The following is an 18,734-nucleotide window of genomic DNA, read 5'->3' on the forward strand; positions in this document are numbered from 1 at the left end:
CCAAAAAAAGTGGCGGCGGTTCGCAACGGATCGCCGCCGCCACAGCGAATGGATCTTAGAGCACCCTCCGCTCCTGCTGGTTCAGCCTGATCGGAGGGTGCTCAACGTATTGATCCAGTGGGTTTTCTCGTCGTCCTTACGATTCCGTCGGGTCGGGAAGGCCCTACACTCCCATACCCCGTAATCCCCTTTGTTGTGCCTCTACGGGGATCTGCTAAGTCTCGCGGTATGAGTAACTGTCGCGGATTTCACAGGTGGCACCATCGGGTGCGTGACGCGGAGCAACACGTCGTGTTCCCCGACGGCTGTCGAGACGTGCTGATCCTGCGCGGGCCCGAGGGAACCAGAGACGTCGTTCTCACGGAGTTCGACTTCGGACCCCGTCCAGCCAAGTTGCGCCCGGGAACCGAGATCGTCGGCTATCGCTTGAGGCCCGGCGCCGATGTGTCCCGACGCGTTGTCGAGGCGGTCGCCGCCAACCCCGACCTGGTCGAGGCGATCCTTGGCGAGGCGTGCGGTGGGTGGAACGACCTCGACGACGCCATCGCTGCACTCACCCTGCCGGGAGCAACGGTGGCGGCGGTGTCTCGAGACCTTGGCGTCTCGATCCGAACGATGCAGAGGCACTTTCTGTCCCGAAGCCTGCCTCCACCCGATTTCTGGCGGTTGTTGGCGCGGTCTCGTCAAGCGGCGAGATTGCTTGATGTCGCATCGCCGCTTGCCGAGGTCGCCGCCGAATGCGGCTTCAGTGATCAGGCCCACATGACGCGCGATTTCATGCGGTGGTTCGGGCTTACGCCGGCGCAGGTGCGCGGAAGTGCGCCATTGCTGAACGTCTTGAGTCAGCCGGCGCTGGGCAACTGGACCGGCGAGCAAATCTCGACGAGATAGCCATTGGGGTCCGAGACATAGGACGTCGTCTGTCCCCAAGGCTCGTTGCGAACCTCCTGTACTGGCTTTGCCCCAGCCGCTACCGCCCGGTCGAAAGCGGCACTCACGTCGTCGGTTTCGAAAGCGATCTCGAAGACGGGCGCTTGGGCGGACGGCTTGCCGGGCGTCTTGCCGAGTTGGGTCATCAGTGTGACCGAGGAGAAGGCGAGCTTAGTCTCGCCAGTCGCGAGCTCGCCATAATCGCCGGACTCGTGCAGGAATAGTCGCTTCAGTGCGAAGGCGCGCTCGTAAAAAGCCAGCGTGGCGGCAACGTCGGCGACGTAGAGGATTGTGTATCTCAGGATCATGTCGACTCTCCGAAAGCAGGTCTCAGAGGATTATCTGACGTCAGAGAGGCCTCGCGTCTTGAACAATCACGACACACGATCAGCCTGAGCATAATCTCCATCCGCTCGATGGCCCGCGAGCGCATGAACGCTCGGGTTATGCTTGGGAACGCCTGATCGCCTGCGGTGGCTGCCCGAAACGTCTCACGAAGGCCCTGCGCATCCGTTCCGGATCTCGAAAGCCCACGGTCATAGCTATCTGCTCGATCGGTTCGGACGAGCTTTCGACCCGCTCCCGTGCGGCTTCCAATCTGAGACGTTCGACCGCCTTTGCGGGACTGGTCCCAACCACGTCCAGAAAGGCGCGAGAGAAGTTGCGCGGGCTCATGGCCATGCGTTCGGCGAGTTGCTCCACCGTCAGCCTCTCCGAGAGGTTGGCCCGAATCCAGTCGAGCAGCGGCGAGAAAGCGGTGGTATCGCCGCCCAAATCTGCGAGTGCCGAGAACTGTGATTGCCCTCCGGGGCGACGATAGTAGACCACCATTTCCCGAGCCACCTGGCGGGCGACCTTTTCGCCCAGATCGTCGGCGATCAGTGCGAGGGCAAGATCGATGCCGGCGCTGATTCCGGCCGATGTCCAGATATCGCCATCGCGAATGTGAATGCGATCAACCTCGACATCGACGGCAGGAAAGAGCTGCTGAAGCAGTTGGGCCCGACGCCAATGGGTCGTCACGCGCTTGCCATTGAGCAACCCCGCCGCGGCCAGCGGAAATGCACCGGAGCATACGCTGCACATCCGCCGAGCTTCCGCAGCGCAGGCCCGCAGGAAAGCGATCGTCTCGGGACAGCGCATCGCGTCGCGGCAGCCATTGCCGCCGGAAACGATCAGCGTATCCAGCGGCGGGCCCTCGGCCACGGCCACACTGCCCATCGCGGCGCCGGACGAGCTCGCGACCGGCCCGCCCTTGATCGACAGGAGCGTCAGTCGATAGACGTCCGGCTTCACCCGCGCGGCAATTTCGAACGCGGTGATCGGCCCGGCGGCATCGAGAAGCTGAAAGTCCTCGTAGAGAAAGATGCCGATGTTTCTGGTCATGGCTGAAAACGAGGGATCCTTGTCATTTCTGCAAGTTGCTCGCTTGGGCATGATGGAGCAAGCAGAAAAGGGGAGTCACCCATGGCCGCGTCGTCGTTTCGGATCGTCTTCGCCGTCTATCCCGGCATGACCCAGCTCGATTTTACCGGACCGCATCAGTTTCTCTCGCGCCTGCCAGGCAGCGAGGTGGTCATCGGCAGCCCTGCGGGCGGAGATGTGCCGAGCGAAGGGCTGATCTTTGCGGCGACCCGACCGCTTGCCGACATTCCATCCTGCGATCTGATCTGTGTGCCCGGGGGCGTCAACGCCACGACCGTTGCGTTGGATGACGCGTTCATCCGCGATGTCAGGCGCTTGGCGCTCGGAGCGCGTTACGTCACGTCGGTATGTACGGGATCTCTGATCCTCGGCGCGGCTGGATTACTGAAGGGGCGGAGCGCAGCTTGCCATTGGGCATGGCGGCATTTGCTGCCGCTGTATGGCGCGATCGCCGACGAAGGCCGCGTTGTCCGCGACGGGAACGTGATCACCGGCGGAGGAGTAACGGCGGGCATCGATTTCGCGCTCACCGTATTGGCCGAGATCGCCGGCGCAGACGTAGCCCAAATGGTCCAGCTCGGGCTTGAGTATGCGCCGGCGCCGCCGTTTGACGCCGGTCACCCGGATCGTGCACCGGCCGCGATCCTTGCCGCCTATCGCCAGCGAATGGCCGGGCTGTTGCCTGTTCGGGAAGCCGAGGCCCGCGCCGCCGTCGAACGTCTCGACACCTGGGCGATAGAGTAAGGCGACGATCGTCGCCAACCAGCTACTGCCTCACACGCAGGCGGATTGTCGGTTCGCCAATACCGTAGTGCCGAGCGAGTTTTCGGGCTTTACGGATGCGAGAGGACATAACGCCCAGTTTCGTACGGGCTTGATGTCACAATCGGCAACGCGATTGGCATGCGCCCTCACCTCTACAACCTCTCGGCTGTAGTTGTTGCCTTGCCTGATTCTCGTGCGTCGACTGAAACCATCCGCAAATATACTGTAGAAAATACAACCTTAAGATTGTACCCCTAAATCCTCGCCGTGGAGGTCAACGTGATGGATTTCAGGGGCTATATTTTCGAAAACTACTTTATGTTCAACATGATCGTATTTACGATCGGTGTGCTCTGTCTGGCATTGATTGCAAGTTACCACATCCTTGCGAGCCTGCTAATTGCCCTTCCTTTGATGGTCCTTATCAGCACGATAACCACTGCTGCGTATATGATAGTGTTCACCAACGGTCGAGCAATAGATCTATTCTTTAATGATCCTGAAGGGGGGCGAGATTATTTGCTGGAGTCCGGAATTGAATTTGGCTTGACGGGTATTGTTCTAGCCCCAACGCTATTCCTTCTATTTTGGTTTTTCGGGAGAAAAGGAGACAAATCGAATAAGGAAGTTGACCAAAGTTGACCGGCTAAAGCCGAATGCTTGGTAGCATCTACGCTGCCGCCTGGGAAACTCCGGTCAGTAAACCATCTCGCTGCAACTCCGGCGGTTGTAGCGCGAGCGGTTTGTCAGAGACCACCGCCCTGAAATCCAACAAGCCGCGTCGAAAACACAGCTCCCATCACAACGTCAGTTGGATTTGGCGGACGGAGTGAGATTCGAACTCACGGAGGGCTTACACCCTCGGCGGTTTTCAAGACCGCTGCCTTAAACCACTCGGCCATCCGTCCATGCCGGCGCGCGACCATGTCGACTTTTCACCGTCTTGGCAAGGGGTTCGCTCACTCTCGCGAGCGAAGAAGCCTTGCCTTTTCCCGGTTCCAGTCGCGTTCCTTGGTCGCCTGCCGCTTGTCGTGCAGCTTCTTGCCTTCGGCCACCGAAATCTCGCACTTGGCCATGCCGCGCTCGTTGAAATAGAGGCGAAGCGGCACGATGGTCATGCCCTGGCGCTGGATCGAGACGATCAGCCGGTCGATCTGCTTGCGATGCAGCAGAAGCTTCCGGGGGCGGCGCAGCTCGTGATTGAATCGGTTGCCCTGAAGATATTCCGGGATATGGGCGTTGTAGAGGTAGACCTCGCTGCCCGCGACGCCGACATAGGCTTCGCCGAGATTGATGCGCCCGGCACGCAGGCTTTTCACCTCCGTGCCGAGCAGCATGATTCCCGCCTCCAGCTTTTCGCCGAGCGCATAGTGATAGCGCGCCGCCCTGTTATCGGCGACGACCTTCCGGTTCGGATCGGCCTTTTTCTTCTTCTGCGCCATCACCTGGTGCCCATCAGCTCAAGAGGCCGGCATGCTCGAGCGCCTTGCGCAGCGCCGTTTCTGTCGACGGCGCCACCGGCACCAGCGGCAGACGCAGCTCATTCTGCATCTTGCCGATCAGCGACAAGGCGTATTTGGCGCCCTGCGGATTCGGCTCGATGAACAGCGCATGGTGCAGCGGATAGAGCTTGTCCTGGATCGACAGCGCCTTGGCGAAGTCGCCCGCCAGACAGGCGTTCTGGAACTCCGCGCAGAGACGCGGCGCTATGTTGGCCGTCACCGAAATGCAGCCATGGCCGCCGTGCGCCATGAACGCCAGCGCGGTGCCGTCCTCGCCGGACAACTGGATGAAGCCGGGGCCCATCGCCTGCCGCTGCGCGGACACGCGCTCGACTTTCGCCGTGGCATCCTTGACGCCGACGATGTTCCTGAGCTCGTTGAGTCGGGCCATCGTCTCCACCGACATGTCGATCACCGACCGGCCGGGGATGTTGTAGATGAAGATCGGCAGGCCGACGGCGTCGTTGATCGCCTTGAAGTGCCGGTAAAGGCCCTCCTGGTTCGGCTTGTTGTAGTAGGGCGTGACGACGAGAAGCGCGTTCGCCCCGGCCTTTTCGGCAAACTGGGCGAGATCGATCGCCTCGGCCGTGTTGTTCGAGCCGGCACCGGCTATCACCGGCACGCGCCCCGATGCGACCTTGACGCAGGCCTCGACCACCCGTTTGTGCTCGTCATGGCTCAGCGTCGGGCTTTCGCCCGTGGTTCCCACCGGAACCAGGCCATGACTACCTTCCGTGACTTGCCAATCGACGAAAGCCTCGAAGGCCTTCCAGTCGATGGCGCCGTCGCGAAAAGGCGTGACGAGCGCGGTGATCGATCCCTTGAACATGATCCCTCTTCATGATGGACTGGGCAAGGTGCGAAAGTGCACCCCGGTCCGCAGCCGGCGGACAATAAGGCGAGGATGGGCGAAGAACAACTGCTCCGCCCGCCTTTGTGGAAATTTGCCACAAAGCCGTGTCACAAATCGGCTTCACCCCCTCCCCGTCGGCAGCGTCAAGGTTTCCTCAACAAAGTGGCGACATCTTGAAGTTAATTTTCACTTGATGAGGGTTGCCATGCTCAAGACGCCTTCGCTCGTTGCCGCACTGCTGATCGCCCTGCCGGCCCTGCTGTCGGAGCCGTTGCCGGCCCTTGCCGCCCCCTCGGCCGACATTACGGGCGCTCTGCCGAACGTGTCGCAAAGCAACATCGACGGCCTGCGCTCGGCCCTCAACGCACTTGATTCCAAGAACCTTTCCGGCGCCCTCTCGATTGCGGCCAACCTGCCCGTGATCGATCGTGACATCGTGACATGGATGGCCATTCGGCGAGGTGTCGAGGGCCTGACGCCGGCCAGCATCACCGACTTCGCCCGCCGTCGGCCCGACTGGCCGTCGGTGGAGCTGATGCGCCGCCGTGCCGAGCAGGCGCTGTCGGACATGAATCTCTCGCCGGCCGACGAGATCGCCGCTTATGCCGGCTCGGCCCCGATCTCCGACAAGGGAACGAAATCGCTCGCCCGCGCCTTGATCGCCGCCGGTCGCAATTCCGACGCCTCGGCCCTGCTCGGCGCCTGGTGGGCGCGTGAGCGCCTGTCGCCCGCCGAAGACAAGGCGGTGATCGCCGAGTTCGGCAAGGTGCTGACGCGCGCCCAGCACAAGGCGCGCTACGACATGCTGATGTATGCCGATCGCGTCACCCAGGCGGCCGCGCTGACGCCCTACCTGCCGAACGGCTTCGCCGACCTCGCCACCGCGCGCACCGCCGTGCTGCGCGGTGGAGCCGATGCCGGCCGCAAGCTCGATGCCGTGCCAAAGGCGGCCCGCAAGGACCCGCTCTACGCCTTCACGCTGGCTGAGTGGCATCGCCGCGCCGATCGGCCGGATCAAGCGGCCAAGGCCATTCTCTCGGTCGATGCCAAGGCCACCGCGCTGCACGGCGACGAGTGGTGGGTGGAGCGCCGCATCGTTTCCCGCGACCTCATGGAACAGAACAACCATCGCCTTGCCTACAAGGTGGTAGCCAACCACGCGGGGGGCGGTGAGACGACGCTGCAGGAAGCCTACTTCCATGCCGGCTGGTACGCCCTGCGCTTCCTCAAGGATCCGCAATCGGCACTGAAGCACTTCGGCCAACTGGAAAAGGTGTCGCAAAAGCCGATTTCCCGCGCCCGCGCCAACTACTGGATGGCGCGCGCCGAGGAGGCAGCGGGACGCACGGGCAACGCGCGGGAGCGCTACGGTCGCGCGGCGGCCGACGAGTTCACCTTCTACGGCCAGCTATCGCGCGTGAAGCTCGGCCTTTCCAACCTCGGCCTGCCGCCGGCGCCCAAGCCGACCGAGGCCGATCGCGCCGCATTCGCGCGCACCGAGCTGGCCCGCGTCCTGGTGCAACTGCTCAGGACCGGCCGGGAGAGCGACGCCAACCTGCTCTATCTCGAACTGGCCAAGACGCTGCCCACGGGCGGACAGGTCGCACTGCTCGCTAGCTTTGCCGAAAGCCAGGGCGACCATCGCCTTGCCCTTCAGATCGGCAAGCTCGCCGCCGACCGCGGCCTTGGGGCGGAACGGCTCGCCTTCCCGCTCGACGCCATCCCCGAAAGCGCCCGCCATCAGAAGCTCGTGGAAACGGCGATGGTCTACGGCATCGCCCGCCAGGAAAGCGCCTTCGATCCTCGCGCTCGTTCGTCAGCCGGCGCACTCGGTCTTCTGCAGCTGATTCCGTCGACGGCCGCCAATACGGCCAAGGCGATCGGCGTCAAATACTCCAAGGATCGCCTGACCAGCGATCCCGGCTACAACGCCACGCTGGGCGCTGCCCATCTGCGCGAGCTGCTCGACGAGTTCGGCGGCTCCTACATCCTGACCTTTGCCGCCTACAACGCCGGCAAAAGCCGCGTCCGGGAGTGGGTGCGGCGCTTCGGGGATCCGCGCAACCCAGGTGTCGATCCGGTCGACTGGATCGAGAGCATTCCCTATGGGGAGACGCGCAACTACGTGCAGCGCGTGCTGGAGAATATCCAGGTCTATCGCGAGCGCCTTGACGGAGCCCGTCTCGCCATCTCCGAGGATCTTCGGCGCGGCAGTTGAGCCGCGCCGAAGCCAGAACGAGACCTATTCTTCGTCGGAGCTTTCGCCACCACCCGAATCGTCTCCACCCGACGAATCGTCAACGCTGCCGGAGTCGTCCCCGCCCGAATAGTCCTCTCCGCCGCCGGAGTCGTCCTGCGCGGCGGAGTCATCTCCGGCAGGTTCGTCGTAGGACTGATCGTCTCCGCCGCTGTCCTGGCCGGACGCGCCCTCGTCGCCCGTGGCACCCTCGTCGTTGGAAAAACAATCCGCTGGCGGGTTGTCACCGGCGCAGACGTCGCCGCCTTCGTCCGATTGACCGGCGCTATCGTCCTGCACTGCGCCGCCATCATCTTGGACCGCGGCGCCGTCGTCTTGCGCGGCACCATCGTCTTGTACCGCGCCATTGTCCTGTACTGCGCCACCATCATCTTGCGTGGCGCTACCGTCGTCTGCCGCGCCGTCGTCCGTAGCGCCGCCATCGTCAGGCGCCACTTGGTCCTGATTCTGATCTTCGGGAGCCGCCTCATCCGGAGCCTGTCCGTCCTGGTCGCCGGGCGCTACCGCATCTTGCCCATCGCCATTGTCGACAGCTCCGGCGCAACTCTCAGGCGGGTTCTCGCCCGCGCAGACGTCCCCGTCAGGAGTGGGTTCGTCGGTTTGAGCTCCGGCAGCATCATCCCGCTGATCGACGGCGCCTTCATCGGGCTGGGGCGGCGCCTCTTCAGTGTTGGCGGGTTGATCGTCTTGGGCATCCGGCACGGCCGCGTCCGGTTGGGCCGGCTCGGCGGCGGTCGCCTCTTCCGTGTCGATCTGGGTCTCGACGCTATCGAGGGTCTGCCGCTCCTCGGAGGACTGATAGAGGCCTTCGACTTCGCTGACGCTGGCGCCCGAGGTCTCCACCGTCGTTTCGGCAGCGGTGAACTCCGTCTCGCTCAGACCGAATTCGTAGCTCTCGGAAACCTCGACCGTCTGCTCGTAGGACGTCCAGGTATACTCTTCGTAATAGGTCACCGATTCCCGATAGAAATATTGCGTCTCGGTTGAAATTGTCTGCCAGGATTCCCGGTAGTCGACGGCATACGCAGGTTCGTAGGCCGAGTAGTACTCGTAAGCGCCGGCGTAATAGCCGTATATCTCGGCCATCAGCATGGACGCATACCATAGCTGGTCGGCCTGACGGCTGGCTGCGTCGGCCTCTCTCAGAAGGGCCAGAAGGTGGGCTCGTTGCGCCGCCGCTTGCGCTGCCGCCCGGCGATCGCCTCTCTGGCTTACGCTACGCGCCATCAACTCGCGGCGCATGCGGCTGATCTTGCGCGCACTGGCCGTGGCTTGCTTTTGCGACCAGTGTGGCGTGCCGACATTGACGGCCTTGAGATAGGTTTTCCAGAGTCCGTTGAGGGACTTCAGGGAACTGGCGATTTTAGGATCACGAATCCCCGACAGCTGATAGGCGCTGTTGAGCTTGGCGAGCGAGGTCGAGACCTTGGGCAGCGCAGCCCCCATTTTGCGGTTGTCGTGCGCCCTGCTGGCCGCGGCGACGTCCCGATAGGCGTTGGCGACATCGATCAAGCCCTTCAGAAACGGTGCCGACCTGCCGCGCGCTTCCTTGGGCAAGGCAGTGTAGCTCTTGGCAATGACCGTGACGGCAACCTGTTGTCGGCCTAGCATTTGCGCCGCGGTGAGCCTGACCGGGGCATTCTGCGCGGCGGCAAAGGCCCGTGCCCCCTCCGTGACAGCGAGTGGCCCGCCCGCCAGGACCGCGGCCGACAGCATGAGAACTTTCACAAGACGCGCTATCATCATTTCTCCCAGACCGGCACGAGCCGACTCTGTTGGACCGTCCCGTCGATGGAAATCCCTGTGTCCCATCGCCCCACGGCAAGGCGACGAAATCGTTCCGCCTGAAAACGGTCAAGCCAGCAGAATCGATTCACAACCCGCGACATCGTTGCGGCATAGCGAGTTGTGTTGCGGATCGGCGAAAATGACACACATTGCTAAGTAAGCGGCAGTTTATCGAGCCTTTTGTCAGGTTGAATGCACCCTTGCTGCCGGCTTCGATGAAGCGACCGATCGTCTGCTTCCGGATAGGGCAACAAAGCGCCGCGCTTGAAAGAGGCACCATATGCCATCCGGCGCCGACGATCCGCGAACCGCCACCGACGAGGCCTATCGTCGATCGAACGCTTTTCATCCACGGTGCAGGGCCACGAGGCACTCGTTTGCCTTGGGGGGCGAGACTTCAAATCCGGATTCGCCGGCAAAGTCTCGCCGGCCTCGTCCTTCGCTCCGAAATGGCCGTTCCCACAGCGACATGTTGAAGGAAATATGCGAGGGAATTCAGGAGGATTCCGCCAATTTTTCATACACGCCGCGCCCGTCCGACAAAAAGTCGGAAAAGGTCGCTTGACTTCCCCGGAGGCATCCCCTAATTCACCGCTCACCAACACGGAACGCGGCGCTGCCGACAAGACAGCGAGCGGAACGATACGGCCCAGCGGGGGTGTAGCTCAGTTGGTTAGAGTGCCGGCCTGTCACGCCGGAGGTCGCGGGTTCGAGCCCCGTCACTCCCGCCATTTTCACAAAATAGATATAGAAGTCATCGCCTTGGGCGATGTTCTTCATTTTTGGCTTCAGGTCACGGCTGAAGGCTCTGAGCCTCTCTGCGCCTGACGTGTTGAGCCTCGGTTCCATCTCGTCGGCGGTTCGCGGCATGCCGGGTAACCCAATTCCACCCCGTCGGAAACAAGGTTGCCCAGCCGAGCGGTAGAGGGTCAGAGCCTGAACTCCGTCCGGTAAAGCGGTCCGCGCACCCAAACCGCATTGGCGAATGCGTCCTGGGCGAAGATCATCCTTCGCCGTTCAGGATGGCATGCGTCGGCAACACTTCGACGCCGCCGGGTGCGATCAATCCGCCCCAGACCCAGTTATGATGCTCGATGATGGCCCGGGCCGTCAGATGCGGCCGATCGGACACTGTATGAGCGTCGGCGACGGGAACCACAGACCGGCCGAGGGTGACGGCCTGCCGTACGGTGGCGTCGACGCAAAAGTCGGTTGCCCAGCCGGTGACGAACAGCCGCTCGGCGCCAAGATCGCCGAGGATCTCGGATAGCGGACTGTCATGGAACGGATCGTTGAGCGTCTTGGCGACCACAATATCCTCGGGCGCTCGTCGCAACTCCGGCAGAAACCGCCAACCGGGCGTGCCCAGCTCGAACCGGTCTCCCTTGTCGCCGCAGTGCTGGATGAACAACACCCGGCCGCCCCGCTTCCGAATGGCACCACCAAGGGCATTGATGCGACCGACGACACCGAGGAGATCGTACTTCGGAGCGCCTTCCCTAAGGCCGACCTGCATATCGACGACGAGCATCACGTCCATGTCGGCCTCCTCGCCGTTTCACCCCAAGGAGTTCAGCCAAGCATGGCCGGACGGCCTTGACCATCCGGGCAAATCCCTGTGCCGTGCAACAATCGCCGGAAGGGCGGCCCAAGCGCCGCCGCGGGCCGATTTTGCTTGCCGCACCGGCGTGTTTCCTGTAATGAGCGCGCCATCGTTCAAGATGGACGGTACCCGGCTGGGGGCTGAACGGAAGGTGACCGCGTCGCAAGGCAAGGTCTCTGATCCTCGAACAAGGATCGTCTTCCCGTGTCTCCGCTCTCGATCTCGTATCTGTGGAGCCTTTCGGAGGGTTCGCAGAGGCTTGGCGCCGGGTGGTCAATGAACCGAGAAAGGCTGTACCGACATGGCGCTCTACGAGCACGTGTTCCTGGTCCGCCAGGACGTTTCCGCCCAGCAGGTGGAAGCGATCGCTGACCAGTATAAGGCCGTCATTGAAAGCAATGGCGGCGCGGTGAAGAAGGTGGAGAACTGGGGCCTGCGCGCCCTCGCCTACCGCGTCAAGAAAAACCGCAAGGCTCACTACGTCCTGTTCAATCTCGATGCGCCGCACGCGGCCGTCGCCGAGATGGAGCGCCAGGAGAGCCTCAGCGAAGACATCCTCCGCACGATGACCATTCGCGTCGACGAGCTGGAAGAAGGCCCGTCGGCCATGCTCCAGAAGCGCGACCGTGACGAGCGCGATGGCGCGCCGGCTGGCCGTGGCGACCGTGGTGGCTTCCGCGGTGGCGATCGTGGCCCGCGCCGCGACCGTGCCCCCCGTCGTGAAACCGAAGCTGGGGATATGGAATAATCATGGAAATCACCTCCCTCCCGGCCGCCCGTCGTCCGTTCTTCCGTCGCCGGAAGACCTGCCCGTTCTCCGGTGCCAACGCCCCGAAGATCGACTACAAGGACGTGCGTCTGCTGCAGCGCTACATCTCCGAGCGTGGCAAGATCGTTCCTTCCCGCATCACTGCGGTATCGGCCAAGAAGCAGCGCGAACTCGCCCAGGCGATCAAGCGCGCCCGTATCCTCGGCCTGCTGCCGTTCATCATCAAGTGATGACGGGCGCCTGACGGCGCATTGAGACATCCGGCGTCGCGGTCACGATCGTGGCGCCGTTCCTGCAAAGTTGGGATGCGGCCGTTCGGCTCGGCACCCCTAACCGCCCGGCGGCACCGGCCGTCGATCACAGCATCGATCGTTCTTCAGCGATCGCGCGGGACAGCGAGACCAAAGTGAACGGACCTCTTCTCGGCATCGCAGCTGGTGCCGCCTCCGCTCTGCTTTTCGCGGCCGTCACAAGTGGCGGTGCCCTTGGCACGCCGCTGTTCTTCATGTCCGCGCTTCCCATCGCCATCGTCACCATCGGTTGGGGCACGTTCGCCGGCATCGCCGCCGTGCTCGCCGGCCTTGTCGGCCTTTGGGCTTTCGTGTCCTGGAAGGCCGCTCTGCTGCACGCACTGGTCGTCGCCGGCCCGATGGCCTTCTATGCCTATCTCGTCGGCCTAGGCCGGCCGCTCGATGCCGAGGGGCGGAGTTTCGAGTGGTATCCTCTCGGTCGCGTCTTCACCGCCATGGTGCTGATCACTGCCGCGACCATCGTCGGTGTCGGCATGGTGATCGGCTTCGATATCGAAGCGACCGCTGGCGATGTTGCCGACATGCTGGTAGCCATGGGCCAGGCTTCGGGTGAACTCGGCGCGCCGACCCGAGAAGACCTGCTGCCGGCTCTGCTTCTCTACATGCGCCTGATGCCCTTTGCGCTTGGCATGTTCTGGCTGGTCCTGACCGCTATCAATCTGTGGCTGGGTGGCCGCGTCGTACGTCTTTCGGGGCGCATGAAGCGCGGCGAGGACTCCATAGCCGAGACGCTGTCGCTGCCGATGTGGATGGCGGGCGTGTTCGTGGCCGCTGCCCTGCTTGCCGGTCTCGATGGTCCGCTCGGCCTCGTTGCCGGCGTCGTCGCAGGGGCTGCCGGCATGGGCTTCGCGATGGTCGGCTTCGCCGTTCTCCACGTTTTCATGCGCGGGAACCCGACGGCCCCACTCATTCTTGGCGTCACCTACGGCGCCACGTTCGTGCTCTCCATTCCTCTCATTCCGCTGGCCATCGCCGGCATTCTCGACGGTCCGCTTGGCCTCAGGGCCAAGCGACTTGGCAAACGACCGGGTGCCTGACGGCCTCGATCCGCACAACGGCGGCGACGCCGCAACAAACAGAACGGAGTAAACAAAATGAAGGTCATCCTTCTCGAGCGCATCGGCAAGCACGGCACCCTCGGCGAGACCATCAGGGTCCGCGACGGCTTCGCCCGCAACTACCTGCTGCCGCAGGGCAAGGCGCTGCGCGCCACCAAGGAAAACCAGGCCCGCTTCGACCGCGAGCGCGCCGCTCTCGAGGTCCGCAACGCCGAGCGCAAGTCCTCTGCCGAGCAGGTCAAGGTCGGCCTCGACCAGCGCTCCTTCGTCGTGGTCCGCCAGGCTGCCGAGACCGGCCAGCTCTACGGTTCCGTCGCCGCCCGCGACATCGTCGACATCCTGGCCGCCGCCGGTGAGACCGTCACCCGCTCGCAGGTGGACATCAACACGCCGATCAAGAACCTCGGCGTCCACAGCGTCGAGATCGTCCTGCACGCCGACGTTCGCGCCACCATCACCCTCAACATCGCCCGCTCCGAGGAAGAGGCCCTGCGCCAGGCCAAGGGTGAAGATGTCACCGCTGGCGCCCGCGAGGACACCTTCGTGCGCGAAGTCGGCTCGGTGCTCGACGACGAGGGCATGGACCGCGAGGAACTCTGAGCCGACTTCGGTTCTGAGTCTGCGAAAGCCAACAAGCCCCGGGATTCGCATCCCGGGGTTTTTGTTGTCGAAACAATGGCATGACGATTCTTTCGTTCAGCGTTGCCGCGAGACGAGAGTCAATGGGTATCATCGCAAATTCGATTCCCGTGTGAATTACGGGAACCGATGACAACTGCCGCATCCCGGCAGGGCGAGGCTTGATACTGTCCCTCCTTCATCCGTCAGCAGGAACACGTTCGTCCCATGTCAACCGTCCGCCGTGTCGAAGATCAGACTACCGCGCTCACCCGCAGCGCGCCGCACAATGTCGAGGCGGAGCGGCAGTTGCTGGGTGCCATGCTGATGAACAACGAGACGTTCTTCCGCGTCTCCGACTTCCTCGAGCCGCCGCATTTCTTCATCGAGCAGCACAAGGCGATCTACGAGAAGATCGGCCAGCTCATTCGCGGCGGCAAGGTCGCCTCGCCGATCACCCTGAAAACCTTCTATCCCGCCGATTATCAGATCGCCGAGATGCCGGTGACGCAGTATCTGCTGCGGCTCGCCTCCGAGGCGACCACCATCATCAACGCCGAGGACTACGGCCGCATCATCCACGACCTCGCCGTCCGCCGCGACCTGATCCGCATCGGCGAGGACATGGTCAACATCGCCTATGACGCGCCGATCGACATGCCGCCGCGCGCCCAGATCGAGGATGCCGAGCGGCGGCTGTTCGGCATCGCCGAGAGCGGCCGCTACGAGGGCGGATTCCATACCTTCTCCGACGCGCTGCGCGAGGCGATCGACATGGCCGCCGCCGCCTACCAGCGCGACGGGCATCTGTCGGGCATCGCTACCGGTCTTGCCGATCTCGATCGGACCATGGGCGGTTTGCAGCGGTCAGACCTGATCATCCTTGCCGCGCGTCCCGCCATGGGCAAGACGTCGCTGGTCACCAACATCGCCTTCAACGTCGCCAATGCCTACGAGGCGGCCGAGCAGCCGGATGGCTCGCTGAAGACCGTCAACGGCGGTATCGTCGGCTTCTTCAGCCTTGAAATGTCGTCCGAGCAGCTGGCGACGCGTATCCTTGCCGAGCAGTCGGAAGTGTCGTCGTCCGACATCCGCCGCGGCAACATCGACGAGAATCAGTTCGCCAAGCTGGCCGCCGTCGCCCAGCGCATGCAGACGCTGCCGCTCTACATCGACCACACCGGCGGCATCTCCATTGCCCAGCTCGCAGCGCGTGCCCGGCGCCTGAAACGCCAGCGCGGCCTCGACGTGGTCATCGTCGACTACCTGCAACTGCTATCTGGCTCCTCGAAGTCCGCCCAAGGCGGCCGCGTTCAGGAAATCACCGAGATCACCACCGGTCTCAAGGCGCTGGCCAAGGAACTGGCAGTGCCGATCATCGCCCTGTCGCAGCTGTCGCGTCAGGTGGAAAGCCGCGACGACAAGCGGCCCCAGCTTTCCGACTTGCGCGAATCCGGCTCGATCGAACAGGACGCCGACGTGGTGATGTTCATCTACCGCGACGAGTATTACCTGCAATCGCGCATGCCCAAGGAAGGCACCGAGGACTTCTTCAAGTGGCAGACCGAGATGGACCGCGTCACCGGCAAGGCCGAGGTGATCATCGGCAAGCAGCGCCACGGCCCCACGGGTACCGTGCAGCTCGCCTTCGACGCTTCGGTCACCCGCTTCTCCGATCTTGCCAAGGACGACTATCTGCCCGAGCGCTTCGAATGACGGTCGGTTCTTGAAATGACAAAGGCCCCGGCGGCGTTAAGCTCCGGGGCCTTCGCTTTTTGGTCGATGCACTTACTTGGCAGCGAGGAAATCGCCCACTTCGAGCAACACGAACTCGTTGTCATCCGCCTTGTCCACGGCGCGTCCGGCCGAGTACGGCAGGTTGTTGTCGTTGCCGACAATGATATGCGTGGCATCGACGACATCGACGTTCTCGATGGTGACGAAGGGCATCGTGTAGACACCGTTCACGGCGCCCTGCCTGGCCTTGCCGTCCGGATCGGCAATGTTCAACAGATCGATATAGCCGACCTTGCGCACCGCCTTGCCGACGTTGTCGTCACCGAAGGCTATCTTGTAGATGCGCTTGTGCTTGGCCGGCTTGTCGAAGCAGGTTGGCTCGGGCTTGGCCGGATCGGCACACGCCTTGTCGGCGAGGCCGGCGCCACCGTCGCGCTCGATCACTAGCGCCGTGCCCTCGTCGACCATGTTGAAGTCGCCGATGTTGGTGCCGGCGCCCGAGAAGGGATAGAGCCAGGAGCGGCCGGTCCAGGCCTTCTTGGCAACGTCGAACTCGATGATGCGGGTGGCGGTCGCACCGTCGGCCTGCTCGAACTTGCCGTCCCCAAGATAGAGCGGCCCCTCAAGCAGCGCATAGAGCTTGCTGCCATCCTTCGACTGGGCCAGCCCCTCGAAGCCGTTGGAACGGCGGAGATTGAAGGCCGGCAGCGGCTTGGTGGGGTCGGCCGTCAGAGCCAAGGTCGGATTGTCCGGCGATAGCACCGGCTTGCCGTCGACGAGCGTCGGGATGACGTCGGTCAGCTTGCCCTCGGCGGTGACGTGGAGAAGATAGGGGCCGAGTTCCTCGCCGATCCAGAAGCCGTCGCCAACCGGCTGGATCGACTCGATGTCGAAGTCGGCGCCGGTGAGATAGCGCGCGTCGGCGCCTTCCATGACGATCGGGAACGGCGCCACCTTGTCGGGATCGCTCAGGAACAGCGTATCGAGGCGATCGATCTTGCCGGCCTGCCAGTCCGGCTTGATGTGATGCAGCATCAGCATGGCGTCGGACGAGTTGGACTTGCTGCCGAATCCATTGTCGCTGAGGCTCCAGAACGTGCCGTCGGCCATGGTCTTGATGCCCGAGAATCCTTGCACGGCCTGGCCGTCGAACGGCAGACCGAGGCCGGTCTTGCGAACGCCGTCGAGGCCGGGCACAGAGCCGAGCGTCGTCGCGCGCTTGCGGTCCGGCGTCGAGAACTTGCCCGCCTGCTTGAGGAACGACGGCGCATCCGCCGGGGCGGAAATGACGGTGTTTGCCGGCAGAATGGCCTGGGACACCAGCGTCGCCTTGAAAGCCGTTTCGTCGGCGACGGCGAAAGCGGAGGAAACCACAAGGGCGACGGACGCCAAGAGCAAAGTCTTCATCGGGCTCACCTGAAAAGGATTGGAGAAAGCCCGACCTTGGTAAGAAGTGCAGGTGTCAGTGAATTGACATCGCCATGACGCTTCGATGATGCATCCGACGCTCGAATGCGAAGACGCCCGGCAGTTGCCGGGCGCCGATGATCGTGGTGCCGCTGCTTTCGGCGGCGCTCCCGAGAAGGCTTAGTTCTTCTTGGTTTCTTCCAGGAAGAAGCGGCCGAGCGGGTTCTGGTCGAAGTTCTCGATGTTCGAGCGAGACACGTTGCGGTAGGGGCTGTAGTAGAGATCCACCCAGTTGACGTCGTCCTTCGCCATCTTCTGGAGATCGACGTACATCTGCTCGCGCTTCTTGGGATCCATCTCGACGCGGGCGGCGGCAACCAGATCCTTGACCGCCGGATTGTTGTAGCGGGTCATGTAGTTCATGTTGCTGTCGTGGCCGAGCACGAAGGTGGTCTTCTGGTCCGGGTCGAGCACGTCGTTGGTCCAGTACATGACGGATATGTCGTAGTCGCCGTCGATCAGCATGTTCCAGCTCTGGCTCGGATCGACCTTCTGGAGATCGACCGTGACGCCGGCCTTGGCAAGCTGCTGCTGCAGGAGAACGGCGATCTGCTCGTCGACCTCGTCGCCGGCATTGACCACATAGTTGAGCTTGAGATTGGCCGCGCCGGCGTCGGCCAGCATGGCCTTCGCCTTCTCCGGATCGTAAGGCCGCTGGAGATTGTCGGCGTAGTGGTAGAGGGCACCCTTCGGAATATAGGAGTAGGCCACCTGGCCGAGACCGAAGGTCACGGCATCGACGATCGCCTTCTTGTCGATCGCCATATCCAGCGCCTGACGCACTTCCTTCTTGGCGAGCGCGCCGTGCTCGTGGTTGATGAGGAGGTGATCCTCACGCGTCGAAGTGTCCAGATGGATCTTGAGGTTGGGATCCTTCTGAAGCTCGGCGATGCGGGAGAACGGCACGAAGATCGCCGTGTCGATCTCGCCGGCCTGCACCTTCAGCATGCGCGTGTTGTCGTCGGGAATGGAGATCCACTCGACGCCATCGAGGCTGACATTGGCGGCGTCCCAGTATTCCGGGTTCTTGACCAGGATGACGCGATCGCCGCGCCGCCACTCCTTGACGGCAAAGGCGCCCGAGCCGATCGGCGTCTCGCCGAAGGCTTCTTCACCCATTTCCTCGAGCGCCTTCTTCGGCAGCACCGACACGTTGGGCAGGGCCAGCGACGACAGGAAGGGCGCCGACGGTCCGGTCAGCTTGACGACCAGCGTCTTCGGATCAGCGGCCGTGGCCGTATCGACGATCTTGTAGCTGTCGGCCCACAGTGAGCCGGGGTTGTCGCGGATGCGCAGGATCGAGAAAGCGGCGTCATCCGCCGTCACCGGGTCGCCGTTGGAGAACTTGGCGTCGCGCAGCTTGAAGGTATAGGTCAGGCCGTCGTCGGAAATGGTCCAGCTTTCGGCAAGGCCGGGGATCAGCTTGGTACCGGTCTTGTCGACGCGGACCAGCACGTCGAACACGTTGGAGAACACCCAGTTGTCGACGTTCTGAGCGGTCTTGATCGGGTCGAAGGTCGTGCCGTCCTCGCGGCGGCCAATGGTGAGGACGCCGGCAGCCTCGGCGATCGAAGCCCCGAAAATAAGTGTGGCGAGAACGGTCGCCACGCTGAGTTTGGTCCACTTTGCGGTCATGTCGAGTTCCCTTCTG

The 18,734-nt window shown here is 63.1% G+C and carries 17 protein-coding genes and 2 tRNA genes; 10 read left to right on the forward strand and 9 right to left on the reverse strand.

Annotation, left to right across the window (positions count from 1 at the left end; translation table 11 throughout):
* Positions 1–291 precede the first annotated feature (291 nt).
* Positions 292–891: a helix-turn-helix domain-containing protein gene (locus tag QQZ18_RS01495; protein WP_284537494.1), complete on the forward strand. Its 600-nt coding sequence runs from the start codon at positions 292–294 to the stop codon at positions 889–891.
* Here QQZ18_RS01495 and QQZ18_RS01500 read toward each other — a convergent pair.
* On the reverse strand, positions 843–1,238 hold the full coding sequence (locus QQZ18_RS01500) for a VOC family protein (RefSeq protein WP_284537495.1): 396 nt from the start codon (positions 1,236–1,238) through the stop codon (positions 843–845). The two genes, QQZ18_RS01495 and QQZ18_RS01500, sit on opposite strands and share 49 nt — an antisense overlap.
* 136 nt (positions 1,239–1,374) lie before the next feature.
* The gene (locus tag QQZ18_RS01505; protein WP_284537496.1) at positions 1,375–2,316 is read right to left on the reverse strand and encodes a GlxA family transcriptional regulator; all 942 of its coding nucleotides are present in this window, start codon (positions 2,314–2,316) and stop codon (positions 1,375–1,377) included.
* A gap of 81 nt (positions 2,317–2,397) precedes the next feature.
* Here QQZ18_RS01505 and QQZ18_RS01510 point away from each other — a divergent pair, with 81 nt between their 5' ends.
* Positions 2,398–3,099 (forward strand): DJ-1/PfpI family protein, encoded by a 702-nt coding sequence (locus QQZ18_RS01510; RefSeq protein ID WP_284537497.1) that lies wholly within the window; start codon positions 2,398–2,400, stop codon positions 3,097–3,099.
* Between the two features lie 300 nt (positions 3,100–3,399).
* Positions 3,400–3,762, forward strand: a complete 363-nt coding sequence (locus QQZ18_RS01515) for a hypothetical protein (RefSeq protein WP_284537498.1) — start codon at positions 3,400–3,402, stop codon at positions 3,760–3,762.
* A 176-nt stretch (positions 3,763–3,938) separates the two neighbouring features.
* On the opposite strand, the gene QQZ18_RS01520 is transcribed toward QQZ18_RS01515, so the two are convergent.
* From QQZ18_RS01520 to dapA, 3 genes are all read right to left on the reverse strand, one after another.
* Positions 3,939–4,028 (reverse strand) — tRNA-Ser (locus QQZ18_RS01520).
* 51 nt (positions 4,029–4,079) lie between these two features.
* Positions 4,080–4,562, reverse strand: a complete 483-nt coding sequence (gene smpB / locus QQZ18_RS01525) for an SsrA-binding protein SmpB (protein WP_284537499.1) — start codon at positions 4,560–4,562, stop codon at positions 4,080–4,082.
* A gap of 13 nt (positions 4,563–4,575) precedes the next feature.
* Positions 4,576–5,451: a 4-hydroxy-tetrahydrodipicolinate synthase gene (gene dapA, locus QQZ18_RS01530; RefSeq protein ID WP_284537500.1), complete on the reverse strand. Its 876-nt coding sequence runs from the start codon at positions 5,449–5,451 to the stop codon at positions 4,576–4,578.
* Between the two features lie 229 nt (positions 5,452–5,680).
* Between dapA and QQZ18_RS01535 the strand changes: the two genes are divergently transcribed.
* A complete protein-coding gene (locus QQZ18_RS01535; protein ID WP_284537501.1) occupies positions 5,681–7,693 on the forward strand; it encodes a lytic transglycosylase domain-containing protein in 2,013 nt (670 codons plus the stop codon).
* Positions 7,694–7,717: 24 nt separating this feature from the next.
* Here QQZ18_RS01535 and QQZ18_RS01540 read toward each other — a convergent pair whose 3' ends face one another.
* On the reverse strand, positions 7,718–9,478 hold the full coding sequence (locus QQZ18_RS01540; protein WP_284537502.1) for a hypothetical protein: 1,761 nt from the start codon (positions 9,476–9,478) through the stop codon (positions 7,718–7,720).
* 696 nt (positions 9,479–10,174) lie between these two features.
* Between QQZ18_RS01540 and QQZ18_RS01545 the strand changes: the two genes are divergently transcribed.
* A tRNA-Asp gene (locus tag QQZ18_RS01545) sits at positions 10,175–10,251 on the forward strand.
* Between the two features lie 272 nt (positions 10,252–10,523).
* Here the strand turns inward: QQZ18_RS01545 and QQZ18_RS01550 are convergent.
* Positions 10,524–11,060 (reverse strand): isochorismatase family protein, encoded by a 537-nt coding sequence (locus tag QQZ18_RS01550; protein ID WP_284537503.1) that lies wholly within the window; start codon positions 11,058–11,060, stop codon positions 10,524–10,526.
* Between the two features lie 364 nt (positions 11,061–11,424).
* Between QQZ18_RS01550 and rpsF the strand changes: the two genes are divergently transcribed.
* The 5 genes from rpsF to QQZ18_RS01575 all read left to right on the forward strand — a co-directional run bounded on the left by rpsF (position 11,425) and on the right by QQZ18_RS01575 (position 15,595).
* The gene (gene rpsF, locus QQZ18_RS01555) at positions 11,425–11,871 is read left to right on the forward strand and encodes a 30S ribosomal protein S6 (RefSeq protein ID WP_101287919.1); all 447 of its coding nucleotides are present in this window, start codon (positions 11,425–11,427) and stop codon (positions 11,869–11,871) included.
* A gap of 2 nt (positions 11,872–11,873) precedes the next feature.
* Positions 11,874–12,122: a 30S ribosomal protein S18 gene (gene rpsR / locus QQZ18_RS01560; RefSeq protein ID WP_084632951.1), complete on the forward strand. Its 249-nt coding sequence runs from the start codon at positions 11,874–11,876 to the stop codon at positions 12,120–12,122.
* A gap of 176 nt (positions 12,123–12,298) precedes the next feature.
* Positions 12,299–13,240: a hypothetical protein gene (locus tag QQZ18_RS01565; protein WP_284537504.1), complete on the forward strand. Its 942-nt coding sequence runs from the start codon at positions 12,299–12,301 to the stop codon at positions 13,238–13,240.
* A gap of 57 nt (positions 13,241–13,297) precedes the next feature.
* Entirely contained in the window at positions 13,298–13,861 is a 564-nt protein-coding gene (gene rplI, locus QQZ18_RS01570; protein WP_284537505.1) for a 50S ribosomal protein L9, read from the forward strand.
* Positions 13,862–14,107: 246 nt separating this feature from the next.
* Complete coding sequence (locus QQZ18_RS01575) at positions 14,108–15,595, forward strand: replicative DNA helicase (protein ID WP_284537506.1); 1,488 nt, start codon at positions 14,108–14,110, stop codon at positions 15,593–15,595.
* 72 nt (positions 15,596–15,667) lie between these two features.
* Here QQZ18_RS01575 and QQZ18_RS01580 read toward each other — a convergent pair whose 3' ends face one another.
* The gene (locus QQZ18_RS01580) at positions 15,668–17,023 is read right to left on the reverse strand and encodes an esterase-like activity of phytase family protein (RefSeq protein WP_284537507.1); all 1,356 of its coding nucleotides are present in this window, start codon (positions 17,021–17,023) and stop codon (positions 15,668–15,670) included.
* A gap of 180 nt (positions 17,024–17,203) precedes the next feature.
* Positions 17,204–18,718 (reverse strand): ABC transporter substrate-binding protein, encoded by a 1,515-nt coding sequence (locus QQZ18_RS01585; protein ID WP_284537508.1) that lies wholly within the window; start codon positions 18,716–18,718, stop codon positions 17,204–17,206.
* Between the last annotated feature and the right edge of the window lie 16 nt (positions 18,719–18,734).

This window comes from Pleomorphomonas sp. T1.2MG-36 (assembly GCF_950100655.1).
In the GTDB taxonomy this organism is placed as follows: domain Bacteria; phylum Pseudomonadota; class Alphaproteobacteria; order Rhizobiales; family Pleomorphomonadaceae; genus Pleomorphomonas.